19 protein-coding genes are annotated in these 21952 nt (G+C 46.9%); 18 read left to right on the forward strand and 1 reads right to left on the reverse strand.

The genetic code is table 11. The annotated features are described in order from the left end of the window. The coding region (locus JSQ97_RS10905) for a hypothetical protein (protein ID WP_205076083.1) at positions 1 to 242 on the forward strand (242 nt) is incomplete at its 5' end. Between the two features lie 48 nt (positions 243 to 290). Further along, entirely contained in the window at positions 291 to 2384 is a 2094-nt protein-coding gene (locus tag JSQ97_RS10910) for a methyl-accepting chemotaxis protein (protein WP_205076084.1), read from the forward strand. A gap of 194 nt (positions 2385 to 2578) precedes the next feature. On the opposite strand, the gene JSQ97_RS10915 is transcribed toward JSQ97_RS10910, so the two are convergent. Further along, positions 2579 to 3184, reverse strand: a complete 606-nt coding sequence (locus JSQ97_RS10915) for an HAD-IA family hydrolase (RefSeq protein WP_205076085.1) — start codon at positions 3182 to 3184, stop codon at positions 2579 to 2581. 192 nt (positions 3185 to 3376) lie between these two features. On the opposite strand from JSQ97_RS10915, the gene JSQ97_RS10920 reads away from it, so the two are divergent. The 16 genes from JSQ97_RS10920 (at position 3377) to JSQ97_RS10995 (ending at position 21704) form a co-directional block, all read left to right on the forward strand. Next, positions 3377 to 5527 (forward strand): methyl-accepting chemotaxis protein, encoded by a 2151-nt coding sequence (locus JSQ97_RS10920; protein ID WP_205076086.1) that lies wholly within the window; start codon positions 3377 to 3379, stop codon positions 5525 to 5527. Between the two features lie 351 nt (positions 5528 to 5878). Beyond that, positions 5879 to 6679 carry a DeoR/GlpR family DNA-binding transcription regulator gene (locus JSQ97_RS10925; protein ID WP_205076087.1) on the forward strand — a complete coding sequence of 267 codons (801 nt, stop codon included), beginning with the start codon at positions 5879 to 5881 and terminating at the stop codon, positions 6677 to 6679. A 281-nt stretch (positions 6680 to 6960) separates the two neighbouring features. Beyond that, positions 6961 to 8019 carry an L-ascorbate 6-phosphate lactonase gene (gene ulaG / locus JSQ97_RS10930; RefSeq protein WP_205076088.1) on the forward strand — a complete coding sequence of 353 codons (1059 nt, stop codon included), beginning with the start codon at positions 6961 to 6963 and terminating at the stop codon, positions 8017 to 8019. Between the two features lie 8 nt (positions 8020 to 8027). Then, positions 8028 to 9101: a hypothetical protein gene (locus tag JSQ97_RS10935; RefSeq protein WP_205076089.1), complete on the forward strand. Its 1074-nt coding sequence runs from the start codon at positions 8028 to 8030 to the stop codon at positions 9099 to 9101. 224 nt (positions 9102 to 9325) lie between these two features. Next, a complete protein-coding gene (locus tag JSQ97_RS10940) occupies positions 9326 to 9523 on the forward strand; it encodes a hypothetical protein (RefSeq protein ID WP_205076090.1) in 198 nt (65 codons plus the stop codon). Positions 9524 to 9720: 197 nt separating this feature from the next. Beyond that, positions 9721 to 11208: a PTS ascorbate transporter subunit IIC gene (ulaA, locus tag JSQ97_RS10945; RefSeq protein WP_239447103.1), complete on the forward strand. Its 1488-nt coding sequence runs from the start codon at positions 9721 to 9723 to the stop codon at positions 11206 to 11208. A gap of 125 nt (positions 11209 to 11333) precedes the next feature. Beyond that, on the forward strand, positions 11334 to 11645 hold the full coding sequence (locus JSQ97_RS10950; protein WP_205076091.1) for a PTS sugar transporter subunit IIB: 312 nt from the start codon (positions 11334 to 11336) through the stop codon (positions 11643 to 11645). Then, positions 11642 to 12115: a PTS sugar transporter subunit IIA gene (locus JSQ97_RS10955; RefSeq protein ID WP_205076092.1), complete on the forward strand. Its 474-nt coding sequence runs from the start codon at positions 11642 to 11644 to the stop codon at positions 12113 to 12115. The genes JSQ97_RS10950 and JSQ97_RS10955 overlap by 4 nt, the downstream gene beginning before the upstream one ends. A 55-nt stretch (positions 12116 to 12170) precedes the next feature. Then, positions 12171 to 12431, forward strand: coding sequence for an HPr family phosphocarrier protein (locus JSQ97_RS10960; protein ID WP_205076093.1), 261 nt, complete (start codon positions 12171 to 12173; stop codon positions 12429 to 12431). 63 nt (positions 12432 to 12494) lie between these two features. Then, positions 12495 to 14129, forward strand: coding sequence for a phosphoenolpyruvate--protein phosphotransferase (gene ptsP / locus JSQ97_RS10965; protein WP_205076094.1), 1635 nt, complete (start codon positions 12495 to 12497; stop codon positions 14127 to 14129). 97 nt (positions 14130 to 14226) lie between these two features. Continuing rightward, positions 14227 to 15462: an FprA family A-type flavoprotein gene (locus JSQ97_RS10970; protein WP_205076095.1), complete on the forward strand. Its 1236-nt coding sequence runs from the start codon at positions 14227 to 14229 to the stop codon at positions 15460 to 15462. 221 nt (positions 15463 to 15683) lie between these two features. Further along, complete coding sequence (locus JSQ97_RS10975; protein WP_205076096.1) at positions 15684 to 16199, forward strand: TIGR03546 family protein; 516 nt, start codon at positions 15684 to 15686, stop codon at positions 16197 to 16199. A gap of 1 nt (position 16200) precedes the next feature. Next, positions 16201 to 18321: a TIGR03545 family protein gene (locus tag JSQ97_RS10980; protein ID WP_205076097.1), complete on the forward strand. Its 2121-nt coding sequence runs from the start codon at positions 16201 to 16203 to the stop codon at positions 18319 to 18321. A 107-nt stretch (positions 18322 to 18428) separates the two neighbouring features. Then, positions 18429 to 19733 (forward strand): ABC transporter substrate-binding protein, encoded by a 1305-nt coding sequence (locus tag JSQ97_RS10985; RefSeq protein ID WP_205076098.1) that lies wholly within the window; start codon positions 18429 to 18431, stop codon positions 19731 to 19733. A 233-nt stretch (positions 19734 to 19966) separates the two neighbouring features. Further along, positions 19967 to 20860: a carbohydrate ABC transporter permease gene (locus JSQ97_RS10990; protein ID WP_205076099.1), complete on the forward strand. Its 894-nt coding sequence runs from the start codon at positions 19967 to 19969 to the stop codon at positions 20858 to 20860. A gap of 1 nt (position 20861) precedes the next feature. After that, positions 20862 to 21704, forward strand: coding sequence for a carbohydrate ABC transporter permease (locus tag JSQ97_RS10995; RefSeq protein ID WP_205076100.1), 843 nt, complete (start codon positions 20862 to 20864; stop codon positions 21702 to 21704). The last annotated feature ends 248 nt before the right edge of the window (positions 21705 to 21952 follow it).

Consider the following 21952-nt stretch of genomic DNA (forward strand, 5'->3'; position numbering starts at 1 on the left):
CGCATAATTATATACGCTTGCTTTCCGTTTGCGACAATTTATTAAAAAATTATCGGCAGCTGCTGCACGATTACTATGATCTGCTTACACGCTGTCAAACCTCATTATTAAAAAATAAAAACACCGTCGATTATTATCGTTCCCGCTATGAGCATCCTCCCGGTTCTGCAAATACGACATCGGCTTTATATCGATATCGTTTCGGCGATCACACTGAAATACGCATCGGCAAGCTTACATGATTGTCATGCCATATAAAATAAATAAAAAATGTTATTGGAGGCTTCATTTTGAAAAAACGTTTTTCGATCCGCTACAAGCTGATCAGTATTTTCGGATTATTAATTTTAACGGCAGGAGTTGTAGAATCGCTGCTTGCCGTGTATACTGCCCGCAAAGCTGTCATTGAAAAAGTCGAAACACATCTTATCGACAAAGCGACCGACGTCGCCGAAATTGTTGACGGAAGAGCAAACGCTTTTTTTCAATTTTTTGAAGGCGTTGCGCGCGCTCCGATACTGCACGATCCCGCTGTTTCGTATCGGGAAAAAACGGCGTACTTAAAAATGGAAGCGGCATTTAACGATAAAATTCATCGCATGGATGTAGCCGATATGCGCGGTATACGGCATACCGACGACGGACGGCAGCTGGACGTTTCCCAGCGCGATTTTTTTATCGCCGCGTCTCAAGGAAAGCATTTTCTTTCGGAGCCGCTTGTGTCGCGATTGGACGGACTGTTTATTGTCGTCTTTGCCGTGCCCATTTACGATGACACTCATGCGGTGGTCGGCGTTTTGTTGGCAACGGTGGAAGCTTCAATGCTTTCAAATGATATTGACGATATTGTCGTCGGCAAAACGGGTTTTTGTTACGTACTCGGTTTGACGGGTACGACAGTTGCGGCAAAAAATTTCGACAGCGTAAAAAATATGGAAAACATATCGGAAATGGCAAAAACCGATAAAACGCTTGCGTCTCTTGCAGCATTTAACGATATGGCGCTTGAAATCGATGAGCCGTCGATAGGCTTTTACGAATATAACGGTGTACGTAAGATAGCTTCGTATGCGACGATGAAAACTACCGGCTGGACGATTATTATAAACGCTCCCGAAGAGGAGTTTATGGGGACGGTCAATGTATTGCGTCTTTCGCTGGCAGGGCTCGGTATGATTGTTTTAATTGTTGCCCTCGCTGTCACGTATTTCGTTGCGCGCGCCATAGTAAAGCCGATCCGAACCGCCGTCGGCGCCCTGCGGAACATCGCACAGGGAGAGGGCGACCTTACTGTCCGTCTTCCCGTACACGGCAACGACGAAATCACCGACATGGCAGAATATTTCAACGAAACGATCGGGAAAATCGGCCGTTCCGTAAAAGCGGTCGGAGAAAGCAGCGATGCGATGGAAGAAGTCGGCACGACGCTCGCATCGAATATGACCGAAACGGCAAGCGCCGTTCACGAAATCAGCGCCAATATCGACGGGGTAAAACAGCAGGCGCTGACTCAGGCGGCGAGCGTGAGCGAAACCGCCGCCACGATCGAAGAGATCGTGCGCACGATCAAACAGCTGAACGGCAGCATCGAAATGCAGGCCGCGAGCGTCGCACAGTCGTCAGCTTCGGTCGAAGAAATGGTTGCGAATATCGGTGCGGTCACGCAAACGCTCGAACAGACCGACGACGTCATCAGAACGCTTGCGGATGCGACTGCCGACGGCAAAGGCACGGTCGTCAACGCGAATGCGGTAACGCAGCAGATCGCCGAAGAATCGGGAAGTTTGTTGGAAGCGTCGAGCGTCATACAGCACATCGCAAGTCAGACGAACTTGCTCGCGATGAACGCGGCGATCGAAGCGGCACATGCGGGTGAGGCGGGGAAAGGTTTTGCGGTCGTCGCCGATGAAATCCGAAAACTCGCTGAAGATTCTGCGACGCAGGGAAAGACGATAACGTCGACGCTGAAAACGCTCAGCGGAGAAATCGAAGTGCTTTCGGCTTCAGCGAAAACGGCGGAAGAAAAGTTCAATGCGATATTCGATTTATCGGAGCGGGTAAAATCGATGAGCGATCGATTGACGGAAGCGATGCGCGAGCAGGAAAACGGGAGCAAAGAAGTGCTTGCGGCGATAAAGAGTATCAGCACGGTGACGATGGAAGTGCAGTCGGGATCGGAAGAGATGCTGAAGGGCGGGGAGAGCGTTGCCGGAGAGATGCGGAAGCTGGACGACTTGACGCGCATCATTACGGACAGCATGAATGAGATGGCGTCGGGAGCGGTGCAGATAAACAACGCGGTGCAGGAAGTAAACCGGATCACGCAGGAAAACAAAACGAGCATCAAAAAGTTGGCGGACGAAGTGGGTAAGTTTAAAGTGTGATGCGGCGGCGTGCACATTTTTCGGCGGGTGCCTGCGTGTGAAGTTTCGAGTGAGCGCGCGGGGGCGGGCTTCGGATTTGCGGCCGCCCTTGTGCCGGCCGTATGGTCGGTCATTTTGATGCTGCCGTTTCGGTATCTGTGGAAATTTTTATTTGCGCTTTCGGTACACGTCGGAAGCTCTGCTCTATGCCTTCCTTACAGCAGGCCGAGCGACAGAAGGCGCTTTTCCAACGCTTCCGCCGTCGTAAATAAAAATGCGGAAAAACCGAGCGCTTCGGCGGTTCGTATATTTTCCTGATTGTCGTCGGTAAAAAATAATTGTTCCGGATTTTTATTTTCCTGTTCTGCAATTTTAATATAAAACATCGGATCCGGTTTTGCAAAATGTATCGTATCCGATGTATAGATTGCATCGAATATATCGTAGTCTTTGTGCGCTGCGTGCCATGCGCGATGCGGCGGTTCGGCGTTGGAGGCGCCCACGACGCGTATGTTCTTTGCGCGCAATCGTCGTATCAAAGAGAGGGTTGCCGTATTTTTTTCGGGTATAAAATATTTTGTATACAGCTTTTCCGTTTGTGCCGGCCGTATGTGCGTCAGCCTCTGAAACGCGTCCCAAAACTGTGCGTCGGTGATCAAGCCGCACAAAAAATCGTGACGAATATAGCGCATAAGCGGGTTTGCATTTTCAAAAGAAAGCAATTCGCTTTTTCCGAAATCGGAGAGGAGTCGCTGTTCCATGTCGACGCTCGAAAAACGGGTGACGACGCCGCCCATATCGAATAAACAGACATCTATCATAAAGGATTTCCTTGTAAAACGGATTGCTGCGATTGTAGCAAAATAAAAACGTCGATACAACTGCACGGTCAAAATACGAAATTGCCGCATGCCTTCGAAACGACAAAATGGCAGATACAATATTGACATATCACAAAGACGAAGTATAATTAAATCATTATACCCATCGCAAATTTTTATAGAGAGTAATGTATGACAACAGTACCCGTCAAGAAAAAATTCCGTTCCATCAGGATAAAACTCGTACTCATGTTTACGCTATGCATTATGCTGCTTATTTCGCTGATTTCCCTTGCCGTGGGTTTGCATATCAGAGAGGAAAATAAAACGAGTTTCAGCGTCCGTAGCGCTCAGGATTTGAAATATATCGGCGACGGCATATCGATTTTTTTCGACGATACGAAAAATGTCCTTACGATGCTTTCCCGACATCCCGATGTCCGTACTGCCGATTCATCCTTACACAGCTATGTCAATGAGCACGGCATAGTGCAGATCCGCAATACCGTAAAGAGTGAAACCGAACAGCGCCTTGTCGCACTTTTCAAAAACGTGTTTACGTCTTTTTCCGAATACATCGAAGTATATCTGGGTACGAGGTGGGGCGGGTACGCCACAAGTTCGGAAGGAACGATGAACGGCGGCTACGATCCGAGAAAGCGCGGATGGTATACGCTGGCGTCGTCGGCGAACGGGGAAACCGTCATCACAAAAGCCTTTGCCTCGACTATCGGAAGCAACGCAGTCGGTTTATCGAAAAGCGTATATTCTTATGATAATGTCTTTATCGGAAATGTCACCATTGAAGTTTCGCTCGATACGTTGACGGGTATTATCGCGAATTCCACTATCGGACGGACGGGCTATGTCATTATCGTGCAGGATGACGGTGTGATCCTCGCGGATCCGAAACATCCCGATTTCAATTTTAAAACGCTCGCGGAAACCGGAGTACCCGATTTTGTAAATTTACTGACGGCGGAGGACGGTACCGTAAAAGTCGGCATGGACGGGAAGCGCTGGTTTTCACAAGTGTATTCCATAAGCGATCCGAACTGGAAGCTCATCGCGTTTATGCAGGAAGATGAAGTGTTCGGCGAATTTTATTATATGATCCGCACGATGGGGATCGTCGGTCTTGCACTGCTCGTCATCTTTGCCGTCGTTATTTCGCTGTTTGCGGTCAAAACGCTGAAACCCGTCGACGATATTCTCAAAATGCTGAAAAATATTTCCGAAGGCGATTTTACCGGCAGTTTGCATATTACGAGCAACGACGAGTTCTCCCGCCTTGCCAAACACTTTAACGATATGGTTCGCAATGTCCGCAATCTCATCAATGTCATCCAGGAAAATGCGACCGCGCTTTCGGACGGCGGTATCGAGCTGTCGTCGAATATGACTGAGACGGCCGCCGCGATCCATGAAATCACGGCGAACGTTGAAAGTACCAAACAGCAGGCGCTGAACCAAGCGGCCGGAGTGGAAGAGACGACTCGCGCGGTAGACAGTTCCATGCAGATGATTCGACACGTAAACGAAAACATCGAAGTGCAGGCGGCGAGCGTCACGCAGTCTTCGGCGGCTATTGAAGAGATGGTCGGAAATATCGCGTCGATCACAAAAACGCTTGAGCGTATGACCGCCGTTATTAAAGATCTTTCCGCTGCGACCGACGACGGCGTACAGACGGTCGGAAAGGCGAGCGGTGCGCTCCAGGAAATCATTTCGGCCTCAAGCAGTCTTGTCGAAGCCGGACGCATTATCCAGCATATTGCCGATCAGACGAATCTTTTGGCAATGAATGCGGCTATCGAAGCTGCACACGCGGGTAAATCCGGTAAGGGATTCGCCGTCGTCGCAAGCGAAATCAGAAAACTTGCGACGGAATCGAGCAGGCAGGGAAAAACGATTGCCGATTCGTTGAAGGCGCTGAGCGACGAAATCGCCGCCATGTCCGCCGCCGCCGATCTTGTCAGCGATAAGTTCCATATCATCGATTCCTATACGAACGAAGTCAACGACATGAGCGCGCGGATAACGGAAGCTTTGCGGGAGCAGGAAGGAGGAAGCCGCGAAGTGCTCACCGCAGTGCGCGATATCGATACGGTGACCGTTCGAGTAAAAGACGATTCGACACAGATGTTTGACGGCAGCCGCGAGATGATGAAAGAAATCAATAAGCTGAACGATTTGACGCGCACGATCACCGACAGCATGAACGAAATGGTCGAGGGCGCGATACAGATCAATAACGCCGTACAACACGTAGATACGCTGACTCAAAAGAATAAGCAGAGCATTGAAAATCTGTCCGCCGAAATACGAAAATTCAAAGTGTAGCGGAAACCCGCCGTATAAACGGTCGCGGCGTACGTGGCGAGTGGGAAGCGGCCTATGCATGTCCGTGTATGCGTCGTTTCTCCGATCTTCTATACCCGTCTGCGATTCGATGGTCAACCTTGCGCTTAAACGGAAACGATACGCTTATGTACGCGGAGCCGGCAGCGTCGCTTTATCGCGATAAGCTGTATCATGCAGCGTTTTATCGATTTGAAAAACTGCACACTTCTTGCGGGGCTTGCCGTATACGCTTTCGTGAAAAAGCTGTATGTATACGGCTGATAGTAATTTCTCGATTTATTGTGCATAATCGTCTTTAATAAGAATTTTCCCTGTAATAAGGAGTATACCTTGAAAAATAAGCGCGGCATCATAATTAAAAGACAGCAGGAACTGCTGCAAAGATTAAAAAGCAACAAAAAAATCGATGTAAATATTATGGCAAAAAAACTGCACGTCTCTTCGCTGACTATACGTCGTGACCTTGATCTGTTTGAAAAACAGGGATTTATACGGCGCTATTACGGCGGGGCTGAAATTATTGAGGGGACAGTTTCCGATGATCCGACAAAAACCGTGTCGTATACCGGCAGCAACGATCGCACTATCGATTATCGAAAAATAGTGGCGGAAAAGGCGGCCTTGCTTGTGGAAGACGGGGATACTATTTTTATCAACAGCAGCCGTACTGCGCTCGCAATGCTGCCGTTTATCCATCGTAAAAACGTGATCGTCATTACAAATAACGGTAATGTGCTCTCTGTCCCGCATGATCAATCGATTTCGATCATTCTTACCGGTGGAGAAATCAACACCGGTAAATACTCCCTTGTCGGCGATTTTGCGCTTTCTGCAATCAAAAAAACACAAGCGGATAAATGTTTTATCGGCGTAAGCGGGATTTCTTCCGACGGTCAAATCAGCACTGCCGTTTTACAGGAAACGATGATAAATATGCTTATGATCGAGCATACGAAAAACGATGTCGTGATCCTTGCCGATAATACACGCATCGGCAAGACGAATAATTTTATCATCGCCGATATTCATCAGATTACACACATCGTTACCGATACGCTTGCGGATATGCAGATTTTGGAAAAATTTTCTGCAGAAGGAGTCATGATCGTACAGGCGAAAGTAAACAACTGATCCGCAATTTTAAAAACAAACAATAGGGCACCTCTAAAAACTGCAGCTTTTAGAGGTAACTTTGAAAGTGCCCAATAAATAATTCATAAAATAAAAATAACGAACTTTTATTGTATGATAGTTCATAAAAATTGCATAATGAATGAAAAAATAGCTGAAAACAGCGCTAAAAAGTTTGACAGAATAAAAAAACACCGCGTATAATTACTTAACTCACCGAAATAAACGAACACTGTTCATAAAATTACTTATCAAAAAAGAGTAGCTATTGGAGGCTGATAATGAGCAAAATTGCCGAAATTACACGCGAAAAGTGGATCTTAAATGCGTTTCCGGAATGGGGAACGTGGCTCAACGAAGAAATCGATGCGGAGAAAGTAGCAAAAAACACTTTTGCCATGTGGTGGATCGGCTGTACCGGTATTTGGTTTAAAACCGAAAACAATACGAATATTGCGATCGATCTGTGGTTCGGTAACGGTAAACGGACGCAAAAGGTAAAAGAGATGGCACCGTTCCATCAAATGCGGAATATGACCGGCGGCCGTATAACGCAGCCGAATCTGCGCGCCGCGCCCATTGTATTCGATCCGTTTGCCGTCACTGCCGTAGATGCGGTGCTTTCAACACACTATCATAACGATCACATCGATCCGTTTTTTGCCGCAGCGGTTATTAAAAACTGTAAAGAGGACGTACCGTTTATCGGTCCCGAAGAAAGCGTAAAAAAATGGCTCGGCTACGGCGTACCGGAAAGCCGCTGTAAAGTCGTCAAACCGGGCGATGTCGTTAAGATAAAAGATACTGAAATAATCGTCGTCGATTCGTTTGACCGTACATGCATCGTTACTGCCGAACAGGATATCCGCGGTGTGTGCCCTACGGATATGGATCAAAAAGCGGTGAACTATATCATCAAAATGCCGGCGGGAACGGTCTATCATTCGGGCGATTCTCACATGTGTACGTATTTTGCAAAACACGGCAAAGACTACGATATAGATATCGCTTTCGGATCGTACGGTGAAAATCCCATCGGCAATCAAGATAAAATGACTTCGGCCGATATTCTGCGTATGGCGGAAGCGCTGCGTTGCAAAGTCGTCATTCCGATTCATTACGACGTGTGGACGAACTTTAAAGCGGATCCGCAGGAAATCATGGCTCTCTATAATTATAAAAAGGACGTACTGCAATATAAATTCCATCCGTTTATCTGGGATGTCGGCGGAAAATACGTTTGGCCGCTCGATAAAGATAAATTGCAGTTTCACTATCGCAGAGGATTTGAAGACTGCTTTACCGATGAACCGAACGTTCCGTTCCGTTCCCTGCTCTAGGAGTGCGTATGAACGTTACAAAAAAAGTAATCGGCTGTCTTGAAAAATGCTATTCGATTGCTCCGCTGCATTATAACGGCAACGATTACTTTCTTGTCGCAGCGGAAAAATCAAACCGTTGTATTTTATTCGATACGGACGGCAACGAAAAAGAAACCGTGTGGACGGAACCGGGCGGCGTTATGTCGATGGTGCAAGTTCCGGGATCAAACGGAATCTTTCTTGCTACGCATAAATTTTATTCACCGAACGACGGTGCGGATGCATATATCGTAATTGTAACGCCGCACGGCGACGGAACATGGGAGCGCAGGACGCTCGTAAATCTTCCGTTCGTTCATCGCTTTGATATTTTAACAAAAAACGGCAAACAGTATCTTATCGCCTGTACGCTGAAAAGCGCGCACGCATATAAAGACGATTGGCGTACGCCGGGAAAAATATATGTCGCGGAATTGCCGGAAGATTTAAGTTCTTTTAACGATCACCATCAACTGCAGCTTACCGTGCTTCAAGACGGACTTTTACGCAATCACGGCTACGGCCGTATCGAAGAAGCGGACGGAAGCGACGCTGCGCTTGTGTCGTGTGCAAACGGTATCTTCAAAGCGCTGCCGCCGGAAAATTCAAGCGCACAGTGGAAGCTTGAACAGCTTTCGCCGCTTTCCGCATCGGATGCGCTGCTGCTCGACTTGGACGGCGACGGTACAAAAGAGCTTGTCGTCCTCTCCCCTTTTCACGGGGATACGTTTTTTATTTTGCATGCCGATGAAGGCCCTTCTCCGGAAGGCGGTGCGTATACGAAAACCGTCTTTGAATATCCCGAAAAAATGCCGTTCTTACATGCGATATACGGCGGTACTCTCGGCGGCATACCGTATGTCGTGATCGGACATAGAAAAGGCAAGCGCAATCTTGTCGTCGTAACGTATGACGGAAAAACCGCATCGTACCGAACGCAAATAATTGATGAAAATTGCGGCAGCGCAAATGTTTTTCATTTTGTTAAAGGCGGTAAAGATTTTATCGTTTCCGCAAATCGCGAAATCGATGAAATCGCTTTGTATGAAATCGATATATAGAAACGAGGTACGGGAGAAGGTATAGAAATCGCTCCCCGATATTTATACTTAAACCATTAAAATGTTTTGTGGCAATAAAATACGCAAGCGGTTTTGCAAGCGTATTTTATCGAAAATGATTGAAACGGTTAGAGATGCATTTCGCGTCGAAGCCCTTCGATTGTAAAAGGTGGCGTTGAAAATGGGATTGTTGAAAAGAATTGCGGAAGCGAAACTGAGTTCGTATGACGATTAAATGGCAGGATATACGCTGCGTATTCGTTGAACGATATTTAATAAACAGCGTCGCGGTCAGAGCGATTTCAGGCGATAAAGCATACAGTCTTATCCTTAAACAATTCAAGCTCAACGAAGTATTGGCATATATTTCAAAACGGGTTACGGATATTAAAGTCGACAGCAGAATAAATGTGCATCCGTAGAATGAAATTGAACGGGCAGTACGGCTATATTTGCATCGAGCGCTGTTCTTCATAATAATTTCGCTTTTTTTAATATTAATAAAAAGCGATAGGAACGGCTTGGTTTTGTGGGGTATATTTTTTAGGTATGAAAGGATGGTAAACTTTTACCTAAAATTTGTAATTTATAATTTTCCATATCATTAGGAGGAAAGACTATGAATGGTTTTTTGAACGGATTGATGGCGGTTTGGGCGTTTTTCCAAAACAATATTCTTACCAAACCTGCATTTTTTGTCGGTCTTATCGTATTCTTGGGTTATGTACTCTTGCGGAAACCGTTCTATGAAGCGTTGGCCGGATTTATCAAAGCCACGGTAGGCTACATGATTCTAAATGTTGCCGCCGGCGGATTGGTCGGTAATTTTCGACCGATCCTTGCAGGATTAAATCAACGTTTCAATTTGAATGCCGCCGTCATCGATCCGTATTTCGGACAAGCGGCGGCTCAGGCTGCAGTAGAAGGCATCGGGCGTTCGTTTACCATGATGATGCAAGTGCTTCTTATTGCATTTATTTGGAACCTGCTTCTTGTTCTCATGAGAAAAGCGACAAAAGTTCGCACCGTATTCATTACCGGGCATATCATGGTACAGCAGTCATCGACCGCGCTGTGGCTTGTATTATTGTGCTTCCCGCAATTGAACGATCCGGGCGTTGTTTCTATGCTCGGTTTGTTTTTGGGAACGTACTGGGCAGTCGCGGCAAACATGACAGTCAACGCGACGCAGCATCTCACTGACGGCGGAGGTTTTGCGGTCGGGCATCAGCAGATGATGGGTATATGGATGATCGATAAAATCGGCGATGCGCTTAATAAAAAGAGCGGCACTATAAGTAATAAAGACAAAAAAATCGAAGACATTAAATTACCCGGATTCCTTTCGATCTTCAATGAAAACATTGTCGCTACGTCGATTCTCATGACGCTTTTCTTCGGTATCATCATGGTCATACTCGGCACCGATACGATGCACGCAATGGATAAAGGGTTTTCAAAAAATCAAAATTTCGGTTTTTACATTGTCGAAAAATCTTTTATGTTTGCAGTCTATCTGCAAATATTACAGCTCGGTGTGCGTCTCTTTGTTGCGGAACTCACTGAATCGTTTCAGGGTATTTCCAATAAATTGCTTCCCGGTTCCGTTCCTGCGGTTGACTGTGCCGCAACCTACGGCTTCGGACATCCGAATGCGGTTACCATCGGATTTCTTTTCGGCGCTTTCGGTCAGTTTTTGGCAATTGCCGGGCTCATCGTATTCAAGAGTCCCGTGTTTATCATTACGGGTTTCGTACCGGTATTCTTTGATAATGCCACTTTTGCCGTATTCGCAAATAAAAAACGCGGCCTAAAATTTGCTATGGTCATGACGTTTATTTCCGGCATAATTCAAGTGCTCGGCGGCGCGTTTGCCGCGTATTACTTTAAACTCGCGCAGTACGGCGGGTGGCACGGCAATTTCGACTGGGATACGCTGTGGCCGATATTCGGTGTAATCATGCGTAATTTGCACTATGTCGGAGTAGCGATTTGTATCGTATTCCTGCTTGCAATACCGCAGCTTGAATATTTCTTCGGAAAATACCGAAGAGAAGATTATTTTAAAGTAGTGGAAGATTACGCCGCAGTCAAAAAGACGGTGTAATGTACGGCTGTTCATAATTAATAATTTGACTGTTCGGAATTTTCCGAGCAGTCAAATCACATTGTATATAAAAGGAGTATTATAGAAAGTCGACTTGTTCGTTGACTTTTTATGGGAGGTGTAAAATGCTGAAAGTTATAGCGGCCTGCGGCAGCGGAATGGGTTCGTCGATGATGATGAAGATGAAATTGGAAAAGGTTTTCAAATCTCTCGGCATACAGGCGTCCGTTACGCATACGAATGCCGGAGAAGCAAAGTCAACCGCATCTCAATATCACATGATCGTTTGTTCCGACGTACTCAAAGATATGTTTACATCTGCAGCTGAAAGCGGGATCGAGATCGTTCCGCTTAAAAATATTCTTGATGAAAAAGAGATCACGGAAAAACTTAAAACGATCGATTTCGATCTGCTGCAAAAGAGGTTCAATATATGAAATTGAGAGATTTTATTATTGACAATCATGCATACGCGCTCGGTATACAAGCCGATACATACGAGGATGCGATAAAAGCCGGTGTGGATTTATTGATTGCGGCCGGAACGGCGGAAAAGCGTTATTATCAGTCCGTGCTCGATATCAAACAAAAACACGGACCGTACTACGTCATCGCTCCCGGGATCGCAATGCCGCATGCACGTCCCGAAGACGGCGCCATAGATACGGGTTTTGCACTGGTGACGCTCACGCATCCGGTTGCATTCGGTCATCCCGACAATGATCCTGTGGATATTATCCTATGTATCAGCGCAAAAGATAAGGACGACTTAAACAACAATGTCATCATAGATGTCATGACATTGCTTGAAAATGAAAGCATCGTAGATAAAATTCGCGCAGCAAAAACCGAAGAAGATCTATGCAAAATCTTTGATGAAGTAGATGCCTTCGGTACGGAATCGTAAATTAAAAATCGCTATTTAAATGCCCGATATGTGTGTCATTGAAGGAGGTTGTAATATGACAAGTGCGACATTGCAAGTGGTGAACGAGACGGGATTGCATACAAGACCCGGTACGCAATTCGTGCAGCTTGCGCAAAAATTCGAAGCCGACATCGTGCTCAAAAAAGGCGACAAAAATGCAAATGCGAAAAGTGTGATCAAAGTGATGAAAATAGGCATTTCAAAAGGTGATACGATTACCCTTGAAGCGGAAGGTTCCGATGAAAAAGAAGCGATCGCCGCGCTTTCCGAATTTGTTAAAAATTTAACCGAATAGTATTTTAGGTTTATGGATTTGTTTGCCCGTTTACAGGCAGCCGAATTCCGTGCGAGGTTTTATATGAAAACGATTCAAGGAAAACCCGTCTCAACAGGGTATGCAGTCGGAGAACTGTATGTATATAAAACACTTTCGCTTGAATGTACACGTACGGCGATCGCTCCGGAAGATATTTCTCGAGAGACCGCTGTGCTTTCCGCCGCCCTTACGGCAACGAAAGACAACATAAAAGAGCTGATTGCCCATAATGTCGGCAGCGGCTCCGAAGATGCGCTTGCGATCTTTGAAGGTTATCTTGAAATTGTCAACGATAAAGAGCTTGAGAGCGATATCGTATCGTGCATTACGGACGATCTTGTCAATTTCGATACGGCCGTATATGAAATTTCAAAACAATACGTTGAAGATATGCTTGCATTAGACGATCCGTATCTGCAGGCACGCGCCGAAGATTTTAAGCAAATCTTCAGATTGATAAAAAATGCGGCGCACGGCAGTCACCGTATTGCTGCGCGCAGCAATAAATTTATTCTTGCCGCAAAAGAAATCGGGCCTGCCGACATGGAAACGATAGATATGTCGCAGCTTTTAGGGATACTCGTAGAAAGCGGCAGTAAAACAAGCCATGCGGCAATCATCTCGCGTTCGCTCGGCATTCCGATGGTTTCCGGCATTGCACAGCTGGAAACCGTGTTACAGGACAGAATGCAGTGTGCCGTAGACGGAAATACGGGGCGTATATATGTTGACCCCGATGCCGAATTTATTTCCGATTACAATAATAAAATCGAGCTGCAAAAAAAAGCTGCAGAGCTTGATAAAACTTTTATCGATAAAGAGGCGAAAACAAAAGACGGTACTGAGATCGTTATTTACGCAAACATCGGCTCGGAAGAAGACGTCGATGCGGTCATCGAAAACAGAGCGGACGGCATCGGATTGTTTCGTACGGAATTTCTGTTTATGAAAGGCGGCGGAACCGTTTTACCGACGGAGGAAGCGCAATTTAAAGCCTATAAATACGTATTGCAGAAAATGGAAAATAAGCCTGTTATTTTCCGAACGCTTGATGCCGGCGGCGATAAAAACATCAATGCGTTGCATATCCCCAAAGAAGAAAATCCGTTTTTGGGCTTACGGGCAATCCGTTTTTGTTTACGCAATACATCGGTATTTAAAACACAGCTTCGCGCTTTGCTCCGCGCCGCCGTATACGGCAATGCAAAAATCATGCTGCCGATGATCATTTCAAAAGACGAAATCATTAAGACAAAAGAACTCATTGCGGAAATTATCTGCGAGTGCAAAAAAGAAGGTGTCGTTGTTGCGGAAAACGTTCCCGTCGGTATTATGATAGAAACACCGGCAGCTGCGGTTATGGCGGAGTCGCTGGCAAAAGAAGCGGCATTTTTCAATATCGGTTCAAACGATTTGACGCAGTACACCCTTGCCGTCGATCGCGGCAACGAGTCCATTTCAGATCTATATGACGAAGCCCATCCTGCCGTCCTTGCGCTGATTGCAAAAACGGTAGCCGCCGCAAACGCTGCACATATTCCTATCGACGTATGCGGAGAAATGGCAGGAAATCCCGCATTTACCGAGGACTTGTTAAGATGCGGCGTGCGAGGATTAAGTATGAGCGCGATCAATATCCCGAAAATAAAGCGTACGCTCACGGAAATTTTATTGTAATTTTCGACACTCATACCTCTTGCGGGACTCACCGTATATGGAACGCTGAAACAATTCTCTTATTGCCTACATGACGTTTCATTGCTAGAATAGCGGCATGGGTATTGCTTCAATTGCACCGTATATCTCCGTCATCCATTCGGATATCCGTCACCAGCCCTTATTCGAAGGCTATTGGCCTATCCCGAACGGCGTGACGCTCAATTCGTATTTTGTGCGCGGAGAAAAAAATGCACTCATCGATCTTACCGCCGACTGGAGCGAAGCCGTCGACCTCTTGGAAAAACAGCTCGGCGAAATCGACGGCGGCGCAAAAATCGACTGCCTCATCCTCAATCACCTTGAGCCGGATCACACGGGATTTTTGCCCGAGTTCGTAAAGCGGAATCCGAACGTCGAAATCATTGCGACGGCAAAGGGTGCGGCCCTCGTAAAAAATTTTATCAAAGCAGCCGACGGATGTTCCTCCCTTAAGATCCGCGAAGTAAAATCGGGCGATGCGCTCGACCTCGGCGGCAGGACGCTTTCGTTTTACGAAATCCCGAACGTGCACTGGCCTGAAACGATGTGCACGTTCGATGCGGCCTCGGGAACGCTTTTCAGCTGCGACGCTTTCGGCGGCTACGGCACGACAGGCGAGCGCGTGTTCGACGACGAATTTTCAGAAAGCGAACTCGCGTCGTTCGAAGAAGAAAGCCTTCGCTACTATGCGACGATCATTGCAAGCTTCAGTCCCTTTGTCAAAAAAGCGATCGAAAAATTCCGCGCCGAAAACCTTGCAATCAAAACGATTGCGCCGAGCCACGGCATCATTTGGAGAGCGCATCCCGAACGGATCATCTCCGCTTACGAACGCTTCGCTTCGTACAATACGACGGGAGCGGGTGAAAAAGAAATCTGCGTCATCTGCTCGTCCATGTACGGCAATACGAAAAAAGGCGCAGAAGCCATTGTGCGCGGCATCAAAGGGACTGACGCTTCGATCAAAGTCGATTTTTTGCAAGTTCCCGGAACCGATGATTCGCACGTGCTCGCCGCCGCTCTCCGTTCCCGCGGCATCGTCATTGCAGCTCCGACATACGAATACAAACTCTTTCCGGCTATGGCGCACATCATCGACCTCTTCAACCGCAAACACATCACCGGGAAAAAAGCGATTCGTATCGGAAGCTGGGGCTGGTCGGGCGGTGCAAAAAAGGAGTACGACGAAATCTCCGCGCCGCTCAAGTGGGAACAGTTCGAACAGTACGAATGGCAGGGAGTTCCGACAGGAGCGGATTTACAAGCGCTTGAAAAAAAAGGCGCGGAACTTGCCGCGGCTGTTTTAAATTAATAAGATGCATGACGGGTTCGGAAAGAGTCGGTCGATAAAGCTGTGTCTTTTTTCGGATGACGGAGAAAATTTTGATGTGTTGAGAATAAACGGATATTCTTCGTTTATAGAGAAAAATATCGATATGATTAATAAAATAATCGAATCGGCAAAAGTGATCAAATAACGACATACATCGATGCAGTACATCGGTGTATATTTATTAATTTCGGAGGGATCCGATGATCGGATACATCGTCAAACTGTTCCGCGCGCTCAATTCGAATTCGAAGCCGTCGGAAATCGCGAACGCCCTTTGTCTCGGGCTTATTCTCGGTTTTATGCCGAAGAACAATCTGCTGTGGTACCTGCTCGTGGTGCTGTCTTTATTCGTGCGTATAAACAAAGGCGCCTACCTCATTGCGATGGCGCTCGGCGCGCTCGCAGCTCCTTTGCTCGACCCGCTTTTTGATAGGATGGGCTATGCAGTTCTTACGTTTGCGCCGCTCGAACCCGTTTTTTCATACCTGCTCGACGTTCCGTTCGTCGGCTTTACGAGATTCAACAATACGATCGTGTGCGGTTCCCTGCTCTTCGGCATAGTCTGCTACGTACCGCTTTTTATTATCGCAATCGTACTGATTAAACAGTGGCGCACGGTCATCGCGGGTGCAATCAAAAACAGCAAAATCGGAAAAGCGATAAGCGCGCTGCCGATCATTTCAAAAATCGCCGAAAAGGCATCGGAGCTTGTGTAAAATGAAAACGACAGTCGCTAAAACGCAAAAAACCGTCCCCGCAAAAAAACTTCCCGGATTGTTAAAAAAATCCTATACACAAAAACAATTCGAAAAGAAAATACTGAAAAAAATATACGTGGCGGCGGATAAAGAATTTATTAATAATTATTTTACCGCCGATGCGGATAAAACGGGCAGCGTACGTATTCCGAAAAATTCGGAAATCGCCAAAGCGGATTTTATCCGTCTTAAAACCCTTGCAAAAGAAATACGGCAGCAGAAATTCGGCATCAAGCTTATCCCGCTTGCAGCCCTCGTCGGCGCCATAGTCGCCGTTTGCGTCGTTGTCGGTATGTTTAAAAACATCATCGTAAAGCGCGCGATCGTTGCGGGCATGCAAAGCGCTTTTCAAGCGAAGACCGATATCGGTTACCTCGATTTTCAAATATTCGGCGCAAAGCTTACAATAAAAGATTTGCAGCAGGCGAATAAAAACGATGTGATGAAAAACATCTTTCAAGTCGGGGAAATCACGTTCGATTTCAATTTGACCGAACTGCTGCGCGGCAAATTCGACGCGGAAAACATCACCGTCGCGGACGTGCTCATCGGTACCGAGCGGAAAACGTCCGGCTATATTCCGATAAAACAAAAGCGCGAAGAAAAACAAAACGAAAGCCGCATCGCCGACATGCAAAAGGCGCTCCTTGCCGATGTGCAAAAAACGCTTTCCGACACCTTTGCCGAATACAATCCTCAAACGATTATTAAAAACGTTGAAAGCAATTTGAAATCTCCGGCGATGGCGGAAAGCACAAAGACCGCGATCGAAGAAACGGTCGCAAAGTGGAAGAATACGCCCCAGTCGATGGAAAAATCGATTCGCGAATTTTCAAGTTCCGTCGATACTCTTATCAAAACCGATTGGGCGGGCGTAAAAGATCCCGTAAAATTAAAAGAAGCGCTCGATGCGATCAACGCCGCCGTCGTGCAGGGAAAAAATATAAAAATGCAGACCGAAAAGATTGCCGCGGACTTCAAAAGCGATACCGAGACGGCCGAGCGGCTTTCGAAAGAAATCAGGGCTGCGATCGTATCCGACAAAGCGCTCATCGACAAAGAGATCACCAAATTCAAAACGCTCAAAAACGACGGCATCGGCGGCGTCTTCAACAAAGTGCTCACGGCATTTATGTACAATTTGTTCGGCACGTATTATCCCTACGTGCAAAAAGGGATCGATACGGCGCTTCAATTTAAAAGCAAAGCTTCGTCGCAGCCCGCAAAGAAAAAAGCGAAAAAAGTTTCGCGACGCATGAAGGGCACGGATATCTATTATAAAAACGATACCGTTCCGAGATTTTTGATCGAAAACGCGTACGGCTCGGGCGCCGATTGGAGCGTGTCGGTAAAAGAGGTTTCAAGCGATCCCGACAAGCGCGGAAAGCCCGCAGAGCTTTCCGCCGCTTTCGCCGTTAAAGGAATCGACAATGCGATAAGCGCCGTTATCGACGGGAGACGCAAAACTGATAATCCGCTTTTGTCCGCAAAGTATAGCGGATCGGGTTTTCCGCTTTCGCTGAAAATCGACGACGCATATTCGCTCGATACGCGATCGTCCGCCCTTTCGTGCGCTATACTGGGCGACGACGACGGAAGCTTCAGCGTGCGCGGATCGGTCGATATGCGCGGCATGAAAATCACGACTCCGTCTTTCGAACCTGCTCCCGTATACGAAATCTACCGCAAAGCGATGGAGCGGTTTACCGCGCTCAAAGTCGGCTTTACGGCAGGCTACACGGTCGAATCGGGCGTCACGCTTTCGCTCGACACCGACGCGGCCGAACGATTCGCTGCGGTTTTCCAAAGCCTGCTCGCATCCGAATTGACGTCGATCACCGCTTCCGCGCGCGAAAAAGTAAAGGAACTGCTCGCCGAAAAGACGGGCGGCGTTTCCGCCGAAATCGCGAAGCTGACGGATATTCAAAACGGCATCAAGCTGCAGGAAGCGAACTTCGGCGATATGAACGCCGCGCTCGAAAAAACTCAGCGGGACATACTCAAACAGCTCGCAGGCCAAACCGGAAGCGACGCCGTACAAAAAGCCGCCGGCGCGCTCAAAGGATTGTTCGGAAGATAGGACAAAAAAAATGTCAAGGACACAAGTACACAAAAAATTGACAAATGTGCAATTTGAGATGATAATAATAAAACACTGTCATTTTCGTTTTTGAGGAGGATTTTGCGATGAAAAAACGCTGTGCTGTTTTTGTGTTGCTGTCTGCAATGTGTTTTACGTTGTTTGCAGGAGGAGAAAAGGACGCCGCGTATGCGGACGGTACGGCTAAGCTGACCATATATGCGAGAGCATATACGTATCAGCAGGATGCTCCGTGGAAAGTTGCCGAACGAAAATTAAACGCCGCACATCCCGAGCTGAAGATTACGTATTCGTATCAGGGATTCGGATGGAGTGATTTGCGAACGGGATTTTTGACTGCAGCGGCCGGCGGTGAAGCGCCCGATGTCGTTATGACCGATATTATATGGCTCGGAGAATATGCCGACGGCGGATTGATTACGCCGGTTACGCGCCAAGCGGAAGCGTGGTCGGAATGGGCCGACGTCGCTCCGATGTATCGGGAAGCGACGAAATGGAACGGAAAGATTTACGGTCCGTGGCTCAATACGGATGTGCGCGTTATGGCGTACAATAAAAAATTGTTCCGCCGCGCAGGACTTGATCCGAATAAACCTCCGCGAACGTGGAGCGAACTTCGTACGGCGGCAAAAACGATAAGCGATGCGCTTGCGCCTGCCGCATACGGATTCGGATTTCCCGCGATGATAGCCGATGAAACGGCTCAGACGTTCTATGCCTATTTGTTTTCTCTCGGGGGATCGATCTTAACAAAAGATTTGAAAAAAGCCGCATTCAACAGTCCGCAAGGCGTTCAAGCGCTTAATGAATTGATAAATTATGTAAAGAGCGGTGCAACACCGACGTCCATCGTTTCCGGCGATTACGGCGATATTCAAAAAGGCGTGTTTCAGGATAAATTTGCTATGGCGTTTATGACCAAAGCGTTCGGTCTCGCAAAAGATCTGGTTCCGAATTTGACTCCGGAAACGTATCAAAACGATTTCGGCGTCGTCACGATTCCTCGCGCCGATAACGGAAAACCCGCGACGATGAGCGGCGGTTATTTGCTTTGTATTCCGACCGGTTCCAAAAATAAAGATCTGGCATGGGAATTCATCTCCTATGCCGCCGGCGCGGAAGCACAGTTCGGTTATACGGCCGCGCGCGGTTATGTGCCGACGTTTACCAGCTTAAAAAATAAAGCGGAAAATTATTATAAAATCGATCCGTACTTCGGCGTAATCATGGATCAGGTAAACAATGCGTATTTCCGTCCGAGCATTCCGCAATACACCGAAATCTCCGCTGAAATTCAACAGCAGATTCAGGCTGCCGTTATGGGACAAAAAGATGCGAAGCGCGCCCTTGACGATGCCGCCGCTGCGGTGAATGCGATTTTAGCCGATTGATCGCGTACCGTCGGGTGTGACTGTCCAAAAACTTCGATTTTTGGACAGTCCTCTTAATTTACTATGCGATGATTAAAATTACATCATTCCAAGTTTAAGACATAATTTAAAATTCAACGAGCCATCGAAAAAGTAACCGACTTTTGAGACGGCCGCGCTCGGCATTTTGTCGATCGGTAACGTATTATGCCGGATGAAGTCTTATTCGATTATTTTGTGGGAAAGTGTACCGTATGGAAATAAAAACGAAAAATACCGTTGCGGGCTATATCTTTCTTATTCCGCTTGCGGTCTTATTGCTGTCGATGTCGTTCTATCCGCTTATGCGGACGATATTTTTAAGTTTTCACGATGTAAAACTCGCCACACTCGGCAATATAAAATTTGTCGGATTAAAAAATTTTATTGCGATCTTTAAACGGGTATCGCCGAGCTTTATCTCGATGATTTTGCCGACCACCCTGTGGTACGTGTTCGGAAGCGTTGTCGGTCAAATCGGTTTCGGTTTTTTGGCAGCGTGGTTGTTGAATGCAAAAGGTATCGCAGGTAAGGGGATATTCCGGTCGATTGTTATTTTGCCGTGGGTTGTGAGCAGTATTATCATTTCCATTTCATGGCGCTTTATGTATGAACCGCGTCTCGGTATATTGAATTATCTGTTGGGAAAAATCGGCGTCACAAACCTTCCGACATATCTCAATAATCCCGATACGGTTTTGATTTATTTAATAATTGCGAATATTTGGCACGGTATGCCGTTCAGTTTTATCATACAGACATCCGGTTTGCAAAGCATCTCCGAAGACATCTACGAAGCGGCTCTGATTGACGGTGCGAACGGCTTGCAGCGTCTGCGCCATATTACGATTCCGATGATGCGCCAATTTCTCGTCATGAACCTTGTCATGTGCAGCATGAATACGATCAATTCGTTCGATTTGATCTATGCGACGACGAAAGGCGGTCCTTTGTTTCGCAGCGAAGTGATGGCCGTCTATATGTATCGTCGCGCGTTCGATTTCGGAAAACTCGGAGAAGGTTCCGCCGTTGCTGTCGTTATCCTTTTGTTGAATCTGATTTTGACGATATCGTATTTACGGATGAATAAAGAAAGGTGGGAAGGATAATATGAATCGGCAAAAGATCAAAGGATACGGCCTGCACGCCGCTGTCTATTTCGCATTGTTGCTCATCGTCGTTTTTACGCTCGTCCCGCTTTATTGGCTTTTGAGCAGTACCTTTAAAACAAGCGGAGAAGCGATGGGCTACCCGCCCTCGTTGTTTCCGCATAGACCGACGTTGGAGAATTTCCTGCGCCTTGCAGGCGGCGCGGTTTTTAATTTTTCTTCGTACTATCACAGTTTTATCGTGTCTGCGGGCGCAATGCTGTTAAGTTTGTTTGCAGCGACGCTCGGCGGCTACGGGTTATCACGGTTCGAATTTCCCGGAAAAAAATCGGCGATGATCGGCATACTGTTTTTTCAAATGGTTCCCGTGCTTGCGCTGATCATTCCGTTATACCAAACATTTTCGGTGACGGGACTCTATAATACGCATATCGGTTTGGTTTTAATTTATGCAACGCTTTCCGCGCCGATGAATACGTGGGTTTTAAAAGGCTATTTCGATACCATTCCCGATGCGATCGAAGAAGCGGCGATGATCGACGGATTGACGAAATTTCAATCATTTTTACAGATTGCACTGCCGATTGCGGCGCCCGGTATTTCCGCCGCCGCAATTTTTGCGTTTTTTAAAGCGTGGAACGAATATATCGTCGCCCGGACATTGACAAGTTCGATACACCCGTACACCGTCGAGCTGTATCGCTTTATCGGAGAAGCGGGTGAAGTTGACTGGTCGCTTTTGGGTACCGCATCTTTTATCGCGATCGTTCCGATTTTCGTTTTGTTTTCGTTTTTTCAAAAATATTTTATTATCGGGCTTTCCGGCGGCGCAATCAAATCATAACGGGGCATATGCTGTCCGTCACCGCGTACCATGCGCGATGCGGCGAAGTTTGTTCGTCGGCTGGAAACACGCGCCGCATTCTTGCGTACAGCATAAAAGCTCGTTCAATTATTTCATTGATATTATCGATTTTTCCTCTTTTCAAATTTTACATTTGGAGTTATACTATATCAAGTATCAGGAGATATCGTTGAGCTTTCCTATACCGACCGACAATTTTACCCCACATCCCTAACCCCCTCTCCCCC

It is taken from the genome of Treponema sp. Marseille-Q4523 (assembly GCF_016901105.1).
Classification (GTDB): Bacteria; Spirochaetota; Spirochaetia; order Treponematales; family Treponemataceae; genus Treponema_D.

Coding starts and splice junctions, on each gene's coding strand:
- JSQ97_RS10980 (WP_205076097.1), top strand. CDS start 16,201: ATGAAAACGACAGTCGCTAAAACGCAAAAAACCGTCCCCGCAAAAAAA.
- JSQ97_RS10990 (WP_205076099.1), top strand. CDS start 19,967: ATGGAAATAAAAACGAAAAATACCGTTGCGGGCTATATCTTTCTTATT.
- JSQ97_RS10950 (WP_205076091.1), top strand. CDS start 11,334: ATGCTGAAAGTTATAGCGGCCTGCGGCAGCGGAATGGGTTCGTCGATG.
- ulaA (WP_239447103.1), top strand. CDS start 9,721: ATGAATGGTTTTTTGAACGGATTGATGGCGGTTTGGGCGTTTTTCCAA.
- JSQ97_RS10995 (WP_205076100.1), top strand. CDS start 20,862: ATGAATCGGCAAAAGATCAAAGGATACGGCCTGCACGCCGCTGTCTAT.
- JSQ97_RS10940 (WP_205076090.1), top strand. CDS start 9,326: ATGACGATTAAATGGCAGGATATACGCTGCGTATTCGTTGAACGATAT.
- JSQ97_RS10920 (WP_205076086.1), top strand. CDS start 3,377: ATGACAACAGTACCCGTCAAGAAAAAATTCCGTTCCATCAGGATAAAA.
- ptsP (WP_205076094.1), top strand. CDS start 12,495: ATGAAAACGATTCAAGGAAAACCCGTCTCAACAGGGTATGCAGTCGGA.
- JSQ97_RS10985 (WP_205076098.1), top strand. CDS start 18,429: ATGAAAAAACGCTGTGCTGTTTTTGTGTTGCTGTCTGCAATGTGTTTT.
- ulaG (WP_205076088.1), top strand. CDS start 6,961: ATGAGCAAAATTGCCGAAATTACACGCGAAAAGTGGATCTTAAATGCG.
- JSQ97_RS10960 (WP_205076093.1), top strand. CDS start 12,171: ATGACAAGTGCGACATTGCAAGTGGTGAACGAGACGGGATTGCATACA.
- JSQ97_RS10970 (WP_205076095.1), top strand. CDS start 14,227: ATGGGTATTGCTTCAATTGCACCGTATATCTCCGTCATCCATTCGGAT.
- JSQ97_RS10915 (WP_205076085.1), bottom strand. CDS start 3,184: ATGATAGATGTCTGTTTATTCGATATGGGCGGCGTCGTCACCCGTTTT.
- JSQ97_RS10975 (WP_205076096.1), top strand. CDS start 15,684: ATGATCGGATACATCGTCAAACTGTTCCGCGCGCTCAATTCGAATTCG.
- JSQ97_RS10935 (WP_205076089.1), top strand. CDS start 8,028: ATGAACGTTACAAAAAAAGTAATCGGCTGTCTTGAAAAATGCTATTCG.
- JSQ97_RS10955 (WP_205076092.1), top strand. CDS start 11,642: ATGAAATTGAGAGATTTTATTATTGACAATCATGCATACGCGCTCGGT.